The organism is Marinicrinis lubricantis, assembly GCF_042658665.1.
Classification (GTDB): Bacteria; Bacillota; Bacilli; order Paenibacillales; family KCTC-33676; genus Marinicrinis; species Marinicrinis lubricantis.
Genome location: NZ_JBHSQV010000182.1, coordinates 1 through 17,866, shown reverse-complemented (window position 1 = coordinate 17,866; position 17,866 = coordinate 1). Strand labels below are relative to the sequence as shown.

Below are 17,866 nucleotides of genomic sequence, written 5' to 3'. Positions count from 1 at the left end.
TCCCTTTCAATCTTGAATTCTCTTCTTTTCACTGGAACAGCCGAATCTACTTGGTCAGCCGTTTGGGAGAATGCATTGTCTGTCCAAACCATCCATTTAAAGGAAGCGGAATTTATACTTTGAATATCCTCCTCTTTTGGTTCTCCTCAGAATGAAGTCACTCATACAGGGCACACTATAATTGCTTAATCAATATGGGATGAACATCATCCAAATCGCCTATTTACAAACTTATACGCATTTCTCGACATTTCTTTTCATAAAATGGTTTACAAAGCATGGAGACCGTAATAAACTAATAAAAGTGACAAAATTCACATTACATGTCAAGCTGGTTTGTGTAATATTTCACAAATTAGTTTTTTGGGAAATACCCGTTCAAAATACGAGCCTTTCCTGAACAAAAAATCGCTAAAAGGGGTAATTGCACATGTCTGAGCTTTCTACACAGCAAGCCGCTTCGGCGGCAGGACTGTCCGACCTGCTGGAGCAGCTGGCAAAACCTGAGGTGCAGCAGTCTTTAACGGTTCTGTTAGAGCAGCTGCCGCAAATTACGAAGATGTTAACTGAATTGTCCGGAACGTATGAAACATTGAAGACCATCGCTACAGACGAAGTCTTCGTGAACGACCTGAAGGGCGGTTTCGAGGAAATGGTGAAGCCCATTCAGGAAAAAGCAAAATATATTGCTTCTGCCGCTATCGAAGCAGGCGATCGTTCCCATCACCAATCCGAAGTTATTGGTGTTTTTGGCGTCATGAAATTGCTGAAGGATCCTCAAGCGCAAAAAATGCTGCACTTTATTAAATCCATGCTTGATGTATTGAACGAAAGAGAAGCACGCAGATAAGGTACACCTGATAATACGGAACGGAGGATGAACATGTCTAAACATATCTTAATTTTAGGCGGAGGTTACGGCGGACTGCTTAGCGCAATCACGGCCCGCAAATATATGTCTGCCGAAGAAGCATACATTACCGTTGTAAACCGCTACCCGACTCATCAAATTATTACGGAATTGCATCGTCTGGCTGTCGGCAATGTATCTGAAAAAAATGTAGCTCTTCCATTGAACAAATTGCTGGAAGGCAAGCAAATCGATCTGCAGATTGATTCGGTGGAAAGCATCCATCCGGACGAAAATAAAGTTCGTCTTGCCAGCGGCAAAACACATAGCTATGATTTGCTCGTGATCGCCCTCGGAAGCGAAACCGCATATTTTGGTATCCCAGGCTTGCAGGAACACAGCTTCATCCTGAAATCGGTTGACGATGCGATCCGCATTCAAGAACACATTGAAGCGAAGCTGAATGCTTATGCCAAAACGAAAAATAAAGCTGACGCAACGTTCGTCGTTGGCGGAGGCGGCTTGACCGGTGTAGAATTAGTCGGCGAATTGGCAGACATGCTGCCAGATATGTGCCGCGCTAGAGGTATCGACTATAAAGAAGAGGTTTCTCTCTATTGCGTTGAAGCAGGTCCTTCTATTCTGGCTGGTTTCCCGGCTGACCTCATCGAACGTGCACAAACCAGCTTGGAAAAACGCGGTGTTCAATTCCTTACTGGCGTGCCAATCACCGAAATGAAGGAAACCGAAGTCTTCTTGAAAGACGGCAGCTCGATCCCTACCTCTACCCTTGTATGGTCTGGAGGCGTTCAAGGCAATCAGGTGGTTGCGAACTGCGGTATCGAAGTGAACCGTGGACGCGCCACAGTGAATGAGCACCTTCGCTCTACATCTCATGAGAACATTTTCCTTGCTGGCGACAGCGCAGTTGTATTCGGACCGGATAATAACGGACGTCCTTACCCGCCAACGGCTCAATTAGCATGGCAAATGGGCGAATGTGTCGGATACAATCTGTTCGCTGCCATCAAAGGCGCAAATCTTCAAGAATTCAATCCGGTCTTCTCCGGTACATTAGCGAGCCTCGGACGTAAGGATGCAATCGCTACGATCGGTTCGAGCCAAACGAAGCTGAAAGGTATGCCGGCTTCCTTAATGAAAGAAGCCAGCAACATTCGCTACTTGTCTCACATCCACGGTCTATTCGCAGTAACCTATTAATCATTTATTGTCCTCATAAGGACATTGTCTGCTCCCTGTTTTGCAGGTGCCTTAAGCACTTCCCAAAACAGGGATTTTTTTTTGAAAAAAACTTTACATCGCGTTTCAAAAGATATGTATAATGGACTATATAAATGAATGGAAAAAGGCAAACCTCTCGAAAGATTGGGACGCAAAACCACGGGTCTAAAGCCTTATTGCTATGACGGCCGGGTTGCCCTCAGGTGACAGCACTATGTTCGGTGTCCTTGGTTTGAGGGGTTTTACTAAACATGGGGAGTGAAACATCTTTTATATGGAAGACGGGGAACTAAAGCCGTTGATTCTCAGGCTGACCAAGGAACTTATAGGGAACTGCAAGTATTGTAAGTTGATCATTTCTAATCCAGAAACCACCAATCCCATTTACTGTGCTAAATTCACCGGAGAAATGCGGCCGACTCCATTAAACGTTACAACCTGTTTAGCGTGTGGAGAATATAAGACGAACACATAGTATTCGAAGAAGATTCGGTTTGCGATACCGAATCTTTTTTTCACTTCTATTTTCAGCTTAATTTCAGCTTTATGGTATTCAATAACAGTAGTTAAGCATTTGAAACAGAAAGAGAAGATCTAAGCATGCACGGTGTAGTACAGTATTATTTTGTAATTCAGGCCATAACAACGCGTACTGCCTTCCACAAACTTAAATCGACAAAACCCCACCTATCCGGTGGGGCAATCCTCTATATTTAGAAACCTTTATACTGCGGCTCTTCGTTCTCCAGCTGCTGGATGCGGCCTTCGATTTGCTGAACGATTTGCTGTGTCGACTGAGCAGCACTCTCAAACATCGTTTTAGCTTCTTGATTTTGTGTGCTTAATGCAAACTGCTCCATGCTTGCTTGTGCACTTTTGAGCGAAGCCAATGTTGTTTTCACTTGAGTTGCGACGGTCACTGGTATTTGCCTCCTTTATTTCACTTTATTTGGGACTCCATTAAGTCGTAAAACACGACAAATATAATATGTCTTATCCGTTGCAGATCATACCTGTATCCCCCAACGCCTAATCCTTCCTTTCCACCCTTTCAATTCGGAAATCCCTTTATTTTTACATCATAAAATTCTGACCATTTGCAAAAAATTTTGGTGATCTATTGACTAAGGTTCTCAGAAGGAGGTGTAGAAATCATGCCGGACTGGTTAGAAATTGCATTACGAACCTTATTATCGATTATCGTACTGTTCTTTTTGACAAAGCTGCTGGGTAAACGCCAAATATCCCAGTTGTCCTTTTTCGAATATATAACAGGCATTACCATCGGCAGCTTAGCCGCCTATATCTCTTTAGATTTAGAAGCGAATTGGTATCTAGGTCTTGTCTCTTTAGGCGTTTGGGTGCTTTTCTCGCTAATGATCGAATTCGTGCAGCTTAAGAGCAAGCCGTTTCGTGATTTTGTCGAGGGTAAATCAACGATCTTGATCAAGGATGGCAAAATTCTCGAAGACAATATGAAAAAAGAACGGCTGACTTCTGATGAACTGCTGCAGCAGTTAAGAAGAAAAAATATATTCAAAACCGCAGATGTAGAATTTGCCTTAATCGAACCGAGCGGTGAAATCAATGTACTATTGAAAAAAGATTACCAACCGATATCCCCTTCCAAGTTAGGTATCAAAACAGGTCCAGAACAGGAACCACAGACGGTGATCATGGACGGAAAAATATTAGATGAGCCACTTGCTACGATCGGATTAAGCAGAGAATGGCTTCACACCGAATTAGACAAACTAGGAATGACCTTGGAAAACGTGTATCTCGCAGGTCGATTCATATGGACAGCTGTATGTCGATTTATTTGATGATCAGATCAAGGTTCCTTCTCCTCAGCTTAAAGCAACCTTGCTGGCCACCCTAAAAAAATGTGAGGCGGACATTGAGATGTATGGTCTGTCTACCCAACATCCCGAAGCCAAACAAATGTATGAGACGTGTTCTGAACAGTTGGTTCATATCATTAGCGACCTCAAGCCGATATTGACGCGATAGGAGTTGACCTTTCATGTCCAACAGCAAGAAAAAAAAGCTGACAGCTGTTCAGCAGGAATATCAGCAGCTCGCCAGTCAGCGGGAACCAAAGCGGCGGGTTGTAAAAAACTGCATTGTCGCTTACATCGTTGGGGGAGCCATCTGTTTACTTGGTCAAGCGATTCAAGATATGTTCGTTCGGTGGGGAGGATTCGACAAAACGGAGGCTGCCAGTCCAACGGTAGCCATTCTTATATTAATCTCCGTCATTTTAACGAGCTTGGGAGTATATGACAAAATTGCTCAGTGGGCTGGCGCAGGCACGGCCGTTCCCGTCACCGGGTTTGCCAATTCAATGGCATCCGCTGCCATTGAACATCGAAGCGAAGGGCTGGTCCTGGGCGTTGGAGGCAAAATGTTCAAGCTGGCCGGTCCAGTATTCGTATTTGGCATTGTCGCTGCTTTTATCATCGGGATCCTTCATTTGATATTTAATCCTAATGCAGTTGGAGGCGGATCCTAACATGTTGAAAGGTCACCAAAGCTGGACCTTTGAAAATAAACCGGTGATTGTTTCTTCCGCAACCGTTGTCGGCCCTTTCGAAGGAGACGGACCGCTCGGCGACGATTTTGATATTATCCATGGAGATTCCAGACTCGGGCAGGACAGCTGGGAAAAGGCAGAACGAACCTTAATGGAGGAGGCCTCGAGCCTGGCCATTGAGAATGCCAAGCTTACAAAAGACCAAGTCCAATTTTATGTGGGCGGGGACTTAATGAACCAAATCATTAGCAGCAGCTTTGCCGCACGCACATTAGCGATCCCCTACCTCGGTGTATTCGGTGCCTGCTCGACTTCGATGGAAAGCTTGGCCATTGCGGCGATGCTCGTCAATTCTGGCTCAGCTAAATATGCATTAGCCGGTACTTGCAGTCACAATGCAACAGTCGAAAAACAGTTTCGTTATCCAACGGAGTACGGCTCTCAGAAGCCTCCTACCGCTCAATACACCGTTACCGGCTCAGGAGCTGCCGTTGTAGCGGAGAAAGGCATTGGGCCCGTTATCACTTCGGCGACGATTGGCCGTGTCATCGATATGGGCATTTCCGATCCTTTCAATATGGGTGCGGCGATGGCACCTGCTGCGGTAGATACCATTCAGGCCCATTTTCGTGATTTGGAGATCGAGCCGAGCTACTACGATTTAATTGTGACGGGAGATTTGTCTAAAGTCGGTTACCAAATTGCTCTGGATTTGTTCGAGAAGCATAAATTCCCTATCAAGCAAACCAAATACAATGACTGCGGAATGATGATCTATGACTACGACCGCCAAATGGTTCAAGCTGGCGGGAGCGGATGCGGATGCTCGGCCGTGGTCACGTATGGACATTTGCTCAATCGAATGCGCAAAGGGGAACTCCGCAGAATACTTGTCGTCGCAACAGGTGCTCTGCTATCTCCTCTCTCCTACCAGCAGGGGGAAAGCATTCCTTGTATCGCGCATGCCGTATCGATTGAAGCAGGGGAGGTGTCTGTATGATCTATTTATGGGCCTTCCTCATTGGCGGACTGATCTGTATGATCGGTCAGATCTGCTTTGACGTATTCAAGCTGACTCCCGCACATACGATGTCACTCCTTGTGGTGGTTGGAGCCATTGTGGACGGGGTCGGTCTATACGATCCTTTAGTCAATTTCGCAGGAGCAGGCGCATCCGTGCCGATTACCAGCTTCGGCAACTCGCTAGTACACGGTGCACTGCAGGAGTTAAAAACGAACGGATGGATTGGCATCATCACAGGGATCTTCGAAGTCACGAGCGCCGGGGTCTCCTCCGCCATCATCTTCTCCTTCCTCGCCGCTCTCATAGCCAAACCTAAAGGCTGACGGAACGTTTTAACAAGCATAGAGCAGCCCTGCTCGTCCACCCGGGCTGCTGCCATGCTCCGTCAAAAAACAATTGACAAGGATGATAGGATTCCAGTATTCTATGTACAGAAAGAAAACTACATAGTCCTTGTTAAAGGGGAGTAGCTGTACAACAAAGTCGTCATTACGTAGCATTTTATGCTTCCGGCTTTGTTGGCAATATGACATTGTTAGCGAGACCTTTACCTTTTGGGGTAAAGGTCTTTTTTGATGGGATGAATAGACCTTTACCTTCGGGGAAAGGTCTTTTGTATTTTTCTTTAACCATATGAAATCAAAAGGAGACATGCGTATGGATTTATCATTAATTCTTGAGTATGGCTGGGTACTTTTGATTCTTGTCGCTTTAGAAGGCTTGCTCGCAGCAGACAACGCATTAGTGCTGGCGATCATGGTGAAGCATCTTCCGGATGAAGAACGGAAGAAAGCTCTGTTCTACGGGCTTGCCGGTGCATTCGTCTTTCGATTTGCTTCCTTGTTCGCCATTTCGTTCCTCGTCGATGTTTGGCAGGTGCAGGCGATCGGAGCCGTCTATTTGCTGTTCATCGCCCTCAACCACTTCTTCCGAAAATGGGTCGTTCGCAAACGCGGGGGCGAGCATGAGGAAACAAAGCCTGCCGAAGAAAACAAGAAAGGAAAGAGCTTCTGGAGCACCGTGTTGAAGGTAGAGCTTGCCGACATGGCCTTCGCTGTTGACTCGATCTTGGCCGCCGTCGCGCTTGCGGTGTCCTTGCCCGGGACGCCAATCCCAAAGATCGGCGGACTAGATGGCGGTCAGTTCCTCGTCATCTTCGCCGGTGGACTCATCGGATTGATCATTATGCGTTTCGCCGCGTCCTTCTTCGTCAAGCTGCTGAAGGAAAGACCGGGTCTTGAAGCAGCAGCCTTCGTGATTGTAGGATGGGTCGGTGTCAAACTCATCGTCTATACGCTGTCCCACCCGGCTTTATCGATACTGCCGGAAGGCTTCGCAAAGTCGCCTGTATGGAAAGCGACCTTCTATATCGTATTGGTGTTGGTCGCTCTGGCCGGATGGTTTCTCTCTAAGCCGCAAAAGCAGGACGAACAAAAACAAGAAACCACCGCTCATGGTTCATAAGACATGAGAAAAACTACTATCGAAGTCCTTTGATTCGAGCATGAGTTCATACGAACATAAGGTGGGTGTGGGTAATGCCTCCGGGACGACCCACACCTTTATTTCTAAATCATATGTTTCATATTTGTTTACGAAATCGATGTAATATACCAAACTCCGTCCTTCTGCTGCACTTCAATCTAAAGTGGTTCAATCGCCTCCCAATCAACGGGCTTCTCGATGTCTGTAGACTGGTTATGGGCTGACATAGATTCTATATTCCCAAGGTCCAAGCTTGACAGCATACCTTTCCTCGATTGCCGTCATCTCCCCTTGCGTGAAGGACCGATACGTTCCCGCTATAGATTGTGTCGATACTTCCCCCTCAATCTCAGCAGCAGATAAATTCATGATCACGAGCACAGTATTTTCATTTTTCGTTCTCTCGAAGGCCAGCAGCTTCGGATCAGTGGTTTCCAAGAAATAAATATATCCGCCGGACGATCCGTTCCACAGCGCCTCATTTTCCTTTTTTAACCGAATGAGATCTTGGTAAAAAGACTGCATCGATAAATCATCCCACGAGATATTATCTTTCTCGAAAAATTCGAGCCTTTTGTCCAGTCCCGCTTCTTGTCCTGAATAAATCAGCGGAATGCCGGGAACGGTAAAGTTTAGAACAGCCATTGCCTCTACGGCATCGCCCAATCGTTCGAACTCCGTGCCCGTCCATGAATTCTCATCGTGATTCGTAATGAAGTTCAGGGGATACGTGCCCTCAGGATAGAGACGCTCAACTCTTGTAAAATGGTGCTTTACATGTGAAGCATCTTTCTCGCCCTTAGCAATGTCGTTCGTGATGTGGTACAGTTCCCAGCCGTAATTGGCATTAAACGATTGGTCTAGCAGTTCCAGCACTTTATCGTCCTCCGCCAGCATATAAACCGGCTTGATTTGTTCCAATTGCTTGCGTGCTTCTTCCCAAAATGGGACCGGGACGCCGTTGGCATAATCAGCGCGGAAGCCGTCGATGTCGTACTTGGACACCCAATATTTCATCGCATCGATCATCGCAGCCTTCATCTCTTCATTGTCAAAATTCAAATCGGCGACATCCAGCCAATTCGTCCCAGGGGGATGAACGATCTGGCCTTCGCTGTCTGTCGTGTACCAGCTTGCTTCTTCCGTCCATACATGGTCCCAGCCGGTATGATTGGCGACCCAGTCCAACAATACTTTAAAGCCCATTTCATGCGCCTGATCAACAAGCGCTTTAAAGTCTTCTGCCGTTCCATATTCTGGATTAACCGCTTTATAATCTTGAATGGCATAATACGAACCCAGAGTACCGTTCCGGTTCTTCTCCGAGATCGGATGGATCGGCATAAACCACAGCACATCCACCCCCAATTCCTTTAATCTTGGCAGATGCTCCGCAAAGGCTTGAAAAGTCCCTTCTTCGGTGTACTGTCTTACGTTCACCTCATAAATCACAGCGTTTTTCGACCATTCAGGAATTTGAACCTGGCTCACCTTCATCGCCCTCCGCTCATTGGATTGCGGCACTGCGGGCTGTTCCCCGCCCCGCTCTTCTTGATTTGCAGCCTTGTCCGTGCTTTGCTCCATTTGTTCTTCGACTTCCTTCGGTTTATCCGGCGGAGCATTGTTCGAACACGCACTAACCATAAAAAAACAAATGAATGCAGCGATCAGACATTTCATCGTTTTCACTGGATCGTCTCACCCTTTTATCATAATGGATGAATTATCATCTTTTAAGAAAAATTCAAACTTCGGTTATGAAATGCATTGTGAGGAATGTTCTGGAAAGCGCATTCATAACTGTTTAGGCCGCAGTCTCTTTTTGAACGCGCATTGGATCTTAACGTTATTATATAGGATAAATATAGCTTGAACTAGGCAGGAAGACATATCTTTCCTGCTAGGATGTTACAAACCGATGGGGAAGCTTACTTCCGGCTAGTGCAGAGGTGGACGGAATCGATATAAAAGCGAAGAAGGCGAGGCATGTTTCAGCCTCGCCTTCTTCGCTTTTCATTATCTCCCAATTCTACCATTTTGGTCAAAAGATGGTCTCATCGGTATAAAGCTTCTTTGCGGCTTCGTCATTTACTTCACCTCCTTCCAACAGCAGAGATAGACGTTCAATATATTCCGGACACACGATACAAAGGATACACCCGTGCTCATTTGGATTCTGTTCATTTGATGTAAAGTTCAGCCGCATCAAGTCACCTAAAAGCTCCATCTCTTCCGGTCTCAATATGATCTCGACCTTTCGATACGACGGTTCCTTATGTCGCATCTGATCAACCATCCGCTTCAGCAATGCCCTCGTCGGCGAACGGCTTTCATATGGTGCTGAAATATAAAATAGTTCGATTCTCAATTTTTTCCCATCTGATTCGTAAAGCCCGTTAGGGAGTGTGACATACCCTGCCGCCGCAATCGGCTTTTGATCGATATCGAGCGCTAAGAAAAGTTCGCCTTCATAGAGAAATCCAGTTAATAGACGGCAAAAATCTACGATTTGAAATGAAGAGTTAATTTCTTTACGATTTGCAAGCAAATAGCGCAGCCCTGCCTCCGACAGCTCTTCATCGTCTGCAGCAGCAACAATTGAGTACGTCACGCGGTGCTCCCCCTCTTCTCGTCCTTGATCATTATGCGCTGCACGCGGTCCATAAATTGCCCGAACGGCACCTCATAGATCCGATGCGTATCCAGGGTGTCATCATTGATCCGTGATCCCTCAAATTTCCCGTACAGCGCAAGCAAATAACGATTTTGTTTATATGCATGAAAAGAGACCGTATCCACCTGTTCTCCCGCAAGAATTTGGACAAGATAATGAAGACCCTTAAAAAATGCTCTAGTTCCAAGATACGACTCGCGGACAGCGACTCTTTCGATCCATACGTTCTTTCGTGTGCCTTCTGACGATTCTAAAAAATCGTAGACGAATCCACCAGCGGCAATGACTTCATGCTGATTGTTTTGGACGATAACCGCTTTTCCTTGTGCAAGGGCGCGATATGCGCCAAAGCAAGTGTCCTTGATGGATGAAGGAGGCGTGAATTGATGGCGGCAATCAAGTAGAAAATCGAGATACAATTGAGCCTTGTCGTCACCATCGACAAGCACTGCCCGATAAGCCATAGATGTTCCTCCTAGTTCAATCTCTTGTGCGGCACCACACCTCCGTTTACGCACCCTCCGCACATCTATATCCACTTTAACTCCCGCACTATTCATGCACTAGTTACAGCTGTCATGAAAGGTGTCATTACAATTGTCACTTTCCAGCTGGAGCTGCAGTTATGTATGATAGTACCGAGGTGAACGACGAATGCGTTCTATATTAATAAGAGGGGTCGGAATGACCCTCATACTATATTTTCTCTTCCTATCTGCCGCTCACGCCCAATCTCCCTCTATCCCTAGAGTAGAAATGCTAGTGGATGATGCTGCTGTAAGTGAACTGAGCGACCCGAGTACAGCTTGGAAACAATACCGTCCTCCCGTCGACAGCGGTGAAGAAACGATGTGGCTACGACTTACGCTGGAACCAGAGGCGGAAGGCAGCCACCTGTTTCTATACCCCGTCCCGCGATATTATGAAATCTATCAAGACGGCATGCAAATCTATCGATCTTCGGAACAATCGCCGGAGGATCCTCGGACTTCGCGTCTTTTGTTCTGGAATATCGTCCAGCTGGATGAAACTGAAGAACATGGCCAACTATACATTCGACTGGAGGGACGTGCTCCATTCATGATGTTCGCGGACAGTGAGACCGATCTCTTCTGGCAGATGCTGAAGCTGGACGGCGCTAATCTCATCCTGGTCATTGCCTTTACGGTCATCAGCGCGTTCACCTTGCTGCTTTATTTTGTGAATCGCAGAATGCGTCTTTTGCTGTATTACACCCTTTTCCTATTTCTTCATTTCGTCGTGCTGTTATCCGGAACGCAGCTCTTGTCCAAGCAGCTGCTCTTTGAACTGCCACCGGTCGCTTACTTCTACTGGTATCTCATTGGCAATTTTCTAGACTTCACCCTGCTGCTGCTGTTATTCCGCCAGCTTCTGCCGGAGCGCGATGGAAGGCGGGTCTATCAATTAGCCGCGGTTTATGCCGGAATCGGTATATTTTCCGTCGCGTTGGTCTCCATCTATCCTCCGTCCTATCACGCCATTTTGAACGTAACCGGTATGATCAGTTTGATTGGAGTGCGTTTGTTCGTGCTCGTATTATCAGCTATTTCGTTGAGACGACACCGCGATTCGGAATTGCTCATCTTCACCATAGGCTTCGCCGTATTCGTGGCGCTGGATTTGCTCCTAAGCATCGCCATGCAGTTTGTGAATGTAACGTGGGTGTACGTCCTAAAAATGATTCAACCGCTTGCCATCGTAGTGCCAGGGGCGATGATTATTATTCGTCATTATCGAATAGCGGAGCGTAAGGCGAAGGATTATTCCGATGCGCTGCAGCGGCTGACAGAGCAGCTGCAGGAGGACAATGTAAGGCTCGAGGAAAGCGTCTCGGAAAGAACGACCGAGCTGGAAGACGTTCATCAGCTGCTCTTGGGACACGTGCAGGAGAAGGCAGCCGCAGAGTTGGAGATGGCCGCTCTCACCGAGCGAAACCGAATTGCGGGGGAGATTCATGACATTGTCGGCCATACGTTAACAACAACGATTGTGCAGCTAGAAGCCGGGAAGATGCTGGTGGATAAATCTCCAGATCAAACACGTGAAAGATTGGAAATTGCTCAGGAATTGGTGCGCAAAGGATTGGAGGAAATCCGAGGTTCTGTAAGGCTGCTGCGAGAGGCAGAATGGAGCTATGATCTGACCGGCGCATTGGAGAAGCTATTGAAGGAAACGGAGGAAACGGCAAAAGTGGAAATTCGCCATACGATCTCCGATCTGCCGGAGCTGACCTTAGAGCAAAAAAACACCCTCTACCTTGCGGCAAGGGAAGGGCTGACGAATGGCATGAAACACGGCGACAGCCGTGTGTTTGAAATGCAGCTGTTTTTTGAAGAACCGCTAGTGATCTTTCAATTAAAAAATGACGGCAGTCCCATTGAGGGGGCGAAGCAGGGCTTCGGGCTGAAGGCGATGCAGCAGCGTGTAGAACAAGCCGGAGGATGGCTCAAAATCACCGCAGATGGGGAGTGGAATGTCATTCTGGACATTCGTCTACCGGTCTGACGACAGCTGACCACGCAGCACGTTGATCGCTTTCACCCGATCATTCGTTCCCAGCTTCGAATAAATCAAACTGATTACATTACGTATCGTTCCATCCGACATATACAGCTTCGCTGCAATCTCCTTATTCGTGTACCCCTGCACCATCAATTCGGCAATATCCCGCTCCCGGTCGGTCAGCGGAGCAAGCACGCCATAAGCGGGCTTGCTTTCCATGGGCCGGGGGGGCTGCTGACGGGATAACTGCTGCAGCCGAACAGCCAGCTTGGCAGCAATCGGCGCAGGCAGCATAATCTGCCCTTTGACCGCTTGTCGAATATAAGAGGCAAGCTCCTCCGCACGTGAATCCTTAAGCAAATAGCCGCCTGCCCCATTCGCTAGTCCCTCCACGATATAATCGTCCTGCGCAAAGGTAGACAAAATGAGCACAGGTATATTCGGATACCGTTCTTTGATCCTGCGGGTACTCTCTACCCCGTTCATCACCGGCATTTCCACGTCCATTAAAACAAGGTCCGGATGTAGCTGCTCGACTAGAAATAAGGCTTCCTGGCCGTTATCCGCTGTGCCGACGACCTCGATATCTTCTATTAGATTCAATACGGTCTGCATTCCTTCACGAAATAATGTTTGATCATCAACAATTACAATCCGTATGCAGTCCGCCTTATCGACACCCATCTCTTCTGTCTTCCCCTTCACATCAATCGCCATCTTTCTCTTGATCCCTAACCGAGCTATTACAGTTATGAACCATCTATTCCTACCGTTACCTTATCAAACAATAGACCTGCAGAAAAGACCTTATCATCCATTATTTTGCAAACCATCTAGTCCTTTCGTCCTTTGACCATTCAAAAAAATATCGTTCCATCATCACTGACATATAGCTGTCACATTTCCTCGTTTAAGATGAAGTTAAATCAGAAACGAAAGGATGCTGTGATCAATGAGTTTGAACAAAAGCAAGACTGGATATATTGTGGCGGGGCTTCTGCTGTCCATTCTCATGGCCTCTATGGACAATACGATTGTGTCTACCGCCATGGGAACGATTGTAGGGGAACTGGGAGGACTCGACAAATTTGTTTGGGTGGTGTCCGCGTACATGGTTGCGGAGATGGCCGGTATGCCAATATTCGGAAAGTTGTCGGATATGTATGGACGCAAACGATTCTTCGTCTTTGGGCTGATCGTATTTATCATCGGTCCCATGCTTTGTGGAACGGCGAGCTCTATCACCCAGCTTAGTATTTATCGAGCGATTCAGGGGATTGGCGGAGGAGCGCTCATTCCCATCTGTTTCACCATTATACTCGATGCGGTATCTCCAGAAAATCGAGGCAAGCTGATGGGACTGTTCGGGGCCGTTTTCGGGATGTCCAGCATTTTCGGTCCTCTGCTTGGCGCTTACATTACCGATTATGTCAGCTGGCAATGGATCTTCTACATTAACCTTCCGTTAGGTCTTCTGTCATTGCTGCTGATCTTAATATGCTATAAAGAATCGCCTGTTCATGCGAAGCAGCGAATCGACTGGCTTGGCGCAATTACGCTGGTCGGGGCCATTGTATGCATCATGTTCGCGCTTGAACTGGGAGGAAAAATATACGCATGGGATTCCGTACAAATTATTGGATTATTTATCGGATTCGCGGTGCTTGCAGCTGCCTTTCTCTTCGCAGAGCTGCGAGCGGCTGAACCGATTATCGCTTTCGGCATGTTCAAAAACCGACTCTATAGTTCGAGCTCGATCATAGCCCTGTTCAGCGGAGCTGCATTCATCGCTGCTTCGGTGTACATTCCGATTTTCATCCAAGGCGTCATGGGAGGCACAGCGACAAATTCCGGCTTTGTGCTGCTGCCGATGATGCTGGGTACGGTCGTCACCGCTACGGGCAGCGGCATGCTCATGAATCGAATATCCTACCGTGCCCTATTGTTGTCCACTTTGGCGATACTGGTCACCGGATTATTACTGCTGGCCACCATTACACCAGATACATCCAGGCTGATGATCACACTGTATATGATCTTAACTGGGCTTGGCATCGGTGAATCCTTCTCTATCCTGGTCAATGCCGCAACGCATTCGATCCCGGTGAACCAGCGAGGTTCCGCCAATGCGACGCTGAACTTCCTGCGCTCGCTCGGCATGGCACTCGGCATCACGATCTACGGCATCCTGCAAAGCCATACGATGACAAGGCAATTGTCCGATGCATTCGAAGCGAACGGACTGGACGTTCCTGCTGGCGTCGATTTCAAGGATCCATACGCCCTCATGTCCTCCTCTACCCGCTCGCTCATTCCTGAGCAGGCTCTAGGTGTCATTACCAATGGGCTCTCCTCTTCCATTTCCATAATTTTCGCATGGGGACTGATCCCGGCGATGGTTGCCTTCATCGCAGCTTGGATGATGGGACGTGAAAAACACGATCCTAAAGCGGAAATGGAAGCATATGCCGCAGGGGCGCATTCACACGGCTGACGCTACTCTCTGTTTGGTCACAGCTCTTAAGCTGATAGCTGCCCTCCCTCTCCCTTTGCTGTCAACATTGGAGAGAGAGGGATTCAGCTTCATGAGCTCTCCTCATAGGGTGCCGTGTGAGGATCAGAATGATGGCGCAGCATCTTTTCAATCGTACTGCGCAGCTGACGCTTGAGCTCAGGCGGCTCCACTACATCGACGTGGCTACCAAAGCTGAGCAGAATAGGCTGCAGCCACTCTGATCGGGCAGAACCAAACTTCAAACGTACGGTCATAGAACCGTCAACGCCGAACTGCTTGTCAGCATCATGAAAGAAATCGAGTGCCTTCGCCAGCGCTTGGGTTGAGAAACGAAGGACAACCTGAAACGAAAGGTCTGTCCTCGCGCTGTATTCCTTTCGTTCCTGGACGGGGAGCGCATGATCGCTATGGTATGTCATATCCTGTACGGCAAGCTCCGTCATGCGATTCAAACGAAATTCGCGATAATCGCGGCGGAGCCTGCAGTAGCCGTATAAGTACCAATTCTGATTTTTATACATCAGACATACCGGTTCCACATCGCGGTGCACTCTTTCATTTTTCATGCTGATATATTCGAAAGATACCAATCGTTTGGTTTTGATCGCTGTTCGGAGCATACGCAGCGAGTCGGTGGATGCGCGGCGGCTCCCAATATCCAGTGTCAAGCTCGGACCGGAAGTGTCCCTTTGGATCGTTTGCAGCTTTCGAATCGTTTCCGAGGCCTGTTCATCCGTAAATACGGTCCCTAAGCTGTTCAATATCGTAACGAGCGTATCGACATCATAGCTTCCAAGCAGGCTTCTGTCCATCTTGTAAGACTCCATAATACCGTATCCGCCATTCGCGCCTTGATACGATACGACAGGGATTCCTGCTGCACAAATCGTATCAATATCGCGATAGATGGTCCGCTGCGAAACCTGATATTTGTCCGCCAATGCAGATGTGGAAATCACTTCATTATTCAACAGCATGTAAATCATGGAGATCAGTCGCTCCAGCTTCATAAGCTTTCCTCCGGTTCTTCGGATAATGGAAAATGTTCGTGGTTAGAAACCGTCATTAACGCAATCAAATTTTATCATACCATTCAAGGTCATTCACTGGAGGTACTGTTCATGAGACCGAAACTTACGAAAGAAATAACGACTCAAGCTTTTCAAGATTATTATTGGTTGAAGGAGGAATTACAAGGATTTTGCAGGGAATGTGGGATCAGCGCTTCAGGCTCCAAAATGGAGATTGCTAAACGGATCGAAACCTTCTTATTAACGGGGGAAATCGTGAAGCCGGCAAAAACAGCAGCAGCCTCTTCAGGCGCCAAGAGCTCTGCTCCACTGTCATTAGATACGGTCATTACAGAAAACCACCGATGCAGCCAAGAAGTTCGAGCATTCTTTAAAACCGTCATCGCTAAATTTCATTTTTCAACCTACATCCAAAATTATTTTAAAAACAACGTAGGCAAAACATATCGCGACGCGGTCCAAGCTTGGCATGATGAAGAAGAACGCAAGAAACACCCTTCATATAAGAAAAGCATTGCTCCCCAATTTGAATATAATCAATTTATCCGCGATTATTTTGCGGACCCATATAATAAAGGAAAAAGCCGGGAGCAGGCGATTCAGGTCTGGAACCAGATCAAGCAGCTTCCCGGCAGCCATACATATGTTCCGATGACAGACAAAGGCCGTTGATGTCTTGACCTGACTATTTCACGATCAATACGGGACAGTTTACCCTTTTCGCGACCTTGTGGCTCACGCTTCCCAGCACAAACTGCTGAAGCCCGTTTAACCCCCGGCTTCCGATCACAACAAGGTCGTAGCCATCCTCATTCGCCAGCTTGACAATCGTAGGGCCCGGGTCTCCATGCAATATTTTGATTTCATATTTAGCACCTGAGGTCTTCACAATTTCTTCGATAGCAGCTAACTTTTCCCGTCTTTTCTCATCGATATCGAGTCCGTTCCAATAATTCAGCACATCATGCTTTATCGCTTCCATATCCACAGCATATACAATATGAATGACAGCTTCATTACTTGTCCGTGCCAAATATGCGGCCTGTTCTGCTGCTCTTGCAGAATGTACGGACCCATCCGCAGCCAGCAAAATTTGTCGATACATCAAGAACCCCTCCTTTTTGAGAGCGCATTCAATTTTGTGGATCAACATAAATTTTCGCTGTTCAAACACGCATGAGGAAAAAAACCGTATAGAATGATCTATATGTACATTATATAATAAGTTGCAGTTGGAGCAGTGAGAAAATTTACAGTATGGGCTTGCTTCATTATGTAGGTGGAACATTCGGAGGCTAAGAACCTACTCAGACAGGAGCGTCAACATGGGGAACATAACCAAAGAGGTTGCAGCGGCAACCAGGCATCGACTGCCATTTTCGACACCTTTTTATTATGGATGGCTGATGGTCGCGATTGGAGCTCTCGGCGTATTCTTTTCGGGACCCGGGCAGACCTATTCGAACTCCGTATTTATCGAATCTTACATTTCCGATTTTGATATGAGCAGAACGACGGTATCTAGTATTTATTCTGCCGCTACGCTGCTGGCTGGATTTTTGCTGTTCGGCATCGGAAAGCTGACCGACCGCTATGGCAGGCGCATCATGCTGACGATCGTTTCGGGTTTACTCGCTGCGGCGTGTTTCTGGAACAGCTTCGCTGCTGGCGCTATCACTTTATTTATCGGCTTTTTCTGCATTCGTTTGTTCGGACAAGGATCGATGACGATGATATCGAACACACTGGTCTCGCAGTGGTTTATTAAGCAGCGAGGCCGTGCGCTAAGCTTCGCCAGCCTTGGCGGACTGCTTGGAGCGGCCTTCTTCCCTCCATTCATCAATTTGTTAATTGATGCCTTGGATTGTCAACAGTAAATCAGACAACTTTTTTAAGGGCTTGTTTGCGATACTGAACAGGCGTCAAATATCCCAGCGTTCCGTGAATTCGATGCTTGTTAAACCAGTTAACGTAATCGTATAATTC

General features: G+C 47.2%; 18 protein-coding genes, 1 pseudogene and 1 riboswitch. Of the genes and pseudogenes, 11 read left to right on the top strand and 8 right to left on the bottom strand.

Annotation, left to right across the window (positions count from 1 at the left end; translation table 11 throughout):
* The first annotated feature begins 430 nt into the window (after window positions 1-430).
* Both ACFPXP_RS19135 and ACFPXP_RS19130 read left to right on the top strand, forming a co-directional pair.
* Window positions 431-850 carry a DUF1641 domain-containing protein gene (locus ACFPXP_RS19135; protein ID WP_379896000.1) on the top strand — a complete coding sequence of 140 codons (420 nt, stop codon included), beginning with the start codon at window positions 431-433 and terminating at the stop codon, window positions 848-850.
* A gap of 33 nt (window positions 851-883) precedes the next feature.
* The gene (locus ACFPXP_RS19130) at window positions 884-2,071 is read left to right on the top strand and encodes an NAD(P)/FAD-dependent oxidoreductase (RefSeq protein WP_379895999.1); all 1,188 of its coding nucleotides are present in this window, start codon (window positions 884-886) and stop codon (window positions 2,069-2,071) included.
* Window positions 2,072-2,208: 137 nt separating this feature from the next.
* Window positions 2,209-2,293: riboswitch (cyclic di-GMP riboswitch) on the top strand.
* Window positions 2,294-2,805: 512 nt separating this feature from the next.
* On the opposite strand, the gene ACFPXP_RS19125 is transcribed toward ACFPXP_RS19130, so the two are convergent.
* The gene (locus ACFPXP_RS19125) at window positions 2,806-3,012 is read right to left on the bottom strand and encodes a DUF1657 domain-containing protein (protein ID WP_379895998.1); all 207 of its coding nucleotides are present in this window, start codon (window positions 3,010-3,012) and stop codon (window positions 2,806-2,808) included.
* A gap of 234 nt (window positions 3,013-3,246) precedes the next feature.
* On the opposite strand from ACFPXP_RS19125, the pseudogene ACFPXP_RS19120 reads away from it, so the two are divergent.
* The 5 genes and pseudogenes from ACFPXP_RS19120 (at window position 3,247) to ACFPXP_RS19100 (ending at window position 7,116) form a co-directional block, all read left to right on the top strand.
* Window positions 3,247-4,105: pseudogene (locus ACFPXP_RS19120) on the top strand (DUF421 domain-containing protein).
* A gap of 13 nt (window positions 4,106-4,118) precedes the next feature.
* Window positions 4,119-4,607: a stage V sporulation protein AC gene (spoVAC, locus tag ACFPXP_RS19115; RefSeq protein ID WP_379895997.1), complete on the top strand. Its 489-nt coding sequence runs from the start codon at window positions 4,119-4,121 to the stop codon at window positions 4,605-4,607.
* A gap of 1 nt (window position 4,608) precedes the next feature.
* Entirely contained in the window at window positions 4,609-5,628 is a 1,020-nt protein-coding gene (gene spoVAD / locus ACFPXP_RS19110) for a stage V sporulation protein AD (protein ID WP_379895996.1), read from the top strand.
* Entirely contained in the window at window positions 5,625-5,975 is a 351-nt protein-coding gene (gene spoVAE, locus ACFPXP_RS19105; RefSeq protein WP_379895995.1) for a stage V sporulation protein AE, read from the top strand. Before spoVAD ends, spoVAE begins: the two co-directional genes overlap by 4 nt.
* A 334-nt stretch (window positions 5,976-6,309) precedes the next feature.
* Window positions 6,310-7,116, top strand: a complete 807-nt coding sequence (locus ACFPXP_RS19100; protein ID WP_379895994.1) for a TerC family protein — start codon at window positions 6,310-6,312, stop codon at window positions 7,114-7,116.
* Window positions 7,117-7,350: 234 nt separating this feature from the next.
* Here ACFPXP_RS19100 and ACFPXP_RS19095 read toward each other — a convergent pair whose 3' ends face one another.
* The 3 genes from ACFPXP_RS19095 to ACFPXP_RS19085 form a co-directional block, all read right to left on the bottom strand.
* Window positions 7,351-8,817: an alpha-amylase family glycosyl hydrolase gene (locus ACFPXP_RS19095; protein ID WP_379896069.1), complete on the bottom strand. Its 1,467-nt coding sequence runs from the start codon at window positions 8,815-8,817 to the stop codon at window positions 7,351-7,353.
* Window positions 8,818-9,178: 361 nt separating this feature from the next.
* Entirely contained in the window at window positions 9,179-9,748 is a 570-nt protein-coding gene (locus ACFPXP_RS19090) for a hypothetical protein (RefSeq protein WP_379895993.1), read from the bottom strand.
* Window positions 9,745-10,275 carry a hypothetical protein gene (locus ACFPXP_RS19085; RefSeq protein ID WP_379895992.1) on the bottom strand — a complete coding sequence of 177 codons (531 nt, stop codon included), beginning with the start codon at window positions 10,273-10,275 and terminating at the stop codon, window positions 9,745-9,747. Before ACFPXP_RS19085 ends, ACFPXP_RS19090 begins: the two co-directional genes overlap by 4 nt.
* 220 nt (window positions 10,276-10,495) lie before the next feature.
* Here ACFPXP_RS19085 and ACFPXP_RS19080 point away from each other — a divergent pair, with 220 nt between their 5' ends.
* Window positions 10,496-12,337 carry a sensor histidine kinase gene (locus ACFPXP_RS19080; RefSeq protein ID WP_379895991.1) on the top strand — a complete coding sequence of 614 codons (1,842 nt, stop codon included), beginning with the start codon at window positions 10,496-10,498 and terminating at the stop codon, window positions 12,335-12,337.
* Here ACFPXP_RS19080 and ACFPXP_RS19075 read toward each other — a convergent pair.
* Window positions 12,326-13,051 carry a response regulator gene (locus tag ACFPXP_RS19075; RefSeq protein ID WP_379895990.1) on the bottom strand — a complete coding sequence of 242 codons (726 nt, stop codon included), beginning with the start codon at window positions 13,049-13,051 and terminating at the stop codon, window positions 12,326-12,328. The genes ACFPXP_RS19080 and ACFPXP_RS19075 overlap by 12 nt on opposite strands.
* A 235-nt stretch (window positions 13,052-13,286) precedes the next feature.
* On the opposite strand from ACFPXP_RS19075, the gene ACFPXP_RS19070 reads away from it, so the two are divergent.
* Window positions 13,287-14,828: an MDR family MFS transporter gene (locus tag ACFPXP_RS19070; RefSeq protein WP_379895989.1), complete on the top strand. Its 1,542-nt coding sequence runs from the start codon at window positions 13,287-13,289 to the stop codon at window positions 14,826-14,828.
* Between the two features lie 89 nt (window positions 14,829-14,917).
* Here the strand turns inward: ACFPXP_RS19070 and ACFPXP_RS19065 are convergent, their stop codons facing one another.
* On the bottom strand, window positions 14,918-15,859 hold the full coding sequence (locus tag ACFPXP_RS19065; RefSeq protein WP_379895988.1) for a helix-turn-helix transcriptional regulator: 942 nt from the start codon (window positions 15,857-15,859) through the stop codon (window positions 14,918-14,920).
* Window positions 15,860-15,970: 111 nt separating this feature from the next.
* Here ACFPXP_RS19065 and ACFPXP_RS19060 point away from each other — a divergent pair, with 111 nt between their 5' ends.
* Complete coding sequence (locus ACFPXP_RS19060) at window positions 15,971-16,552, top strand: DUF6434 domain-containing protein (protein ID WP_379895987.1); 582 nt, start codon at window positions 15,971-15,973, stop codon at window positions 16,550-16,552.
* A gap of 13 nt (window positions 16,553-16,565) precedes the next feature.
* Here the strand turns inward: ACFPXP_RS19060 and ACFPXP_RS19055 are convergent, their stop codons facing one another.
* Window positions 16,566-16,985 carry a universal stress protein gene (locus ACFPXP_RS19055; protein ID WP_379895986.1) on the bottom strand — a complete coding sequence of 140 codons (420 nt, stop codon included), beginning with the start codon at window positions 16,983-16,985 and terminating at the stop codon, window positions 16,566-16,568.
* A gap of 220 nt (window positions 16,986-17,205) precedes the next feature.
* On the opposite strand from ACFPXP_RS19055, the gene ACFPXP_RS19050 reads away from it, so the two are divergent.
* Window positions 17,206-17,757 (top strand): MFS transporter, encoded by a 552-nt coding sequence (locus tag ACFPXP_RS19050; RefSeq protein WP_379895985.1) that lies wholly within the window; start codon window positions 17,206-17,208, stop codon window positions 17,755-17,757.
* Between the two features lies 1 nt (window position 17,758).
* Here ACFPXP_RS19050 and ACFPXP_RS19045 read toward each other — a convergent pair.
* On the bottom strand, window positions 17,759-17,866 hold a 108-nt coding region (locus ACFPXP_RS19045), incomplete at its 5' end, for an IS3 family transposase (protein ID WP_379893815.1).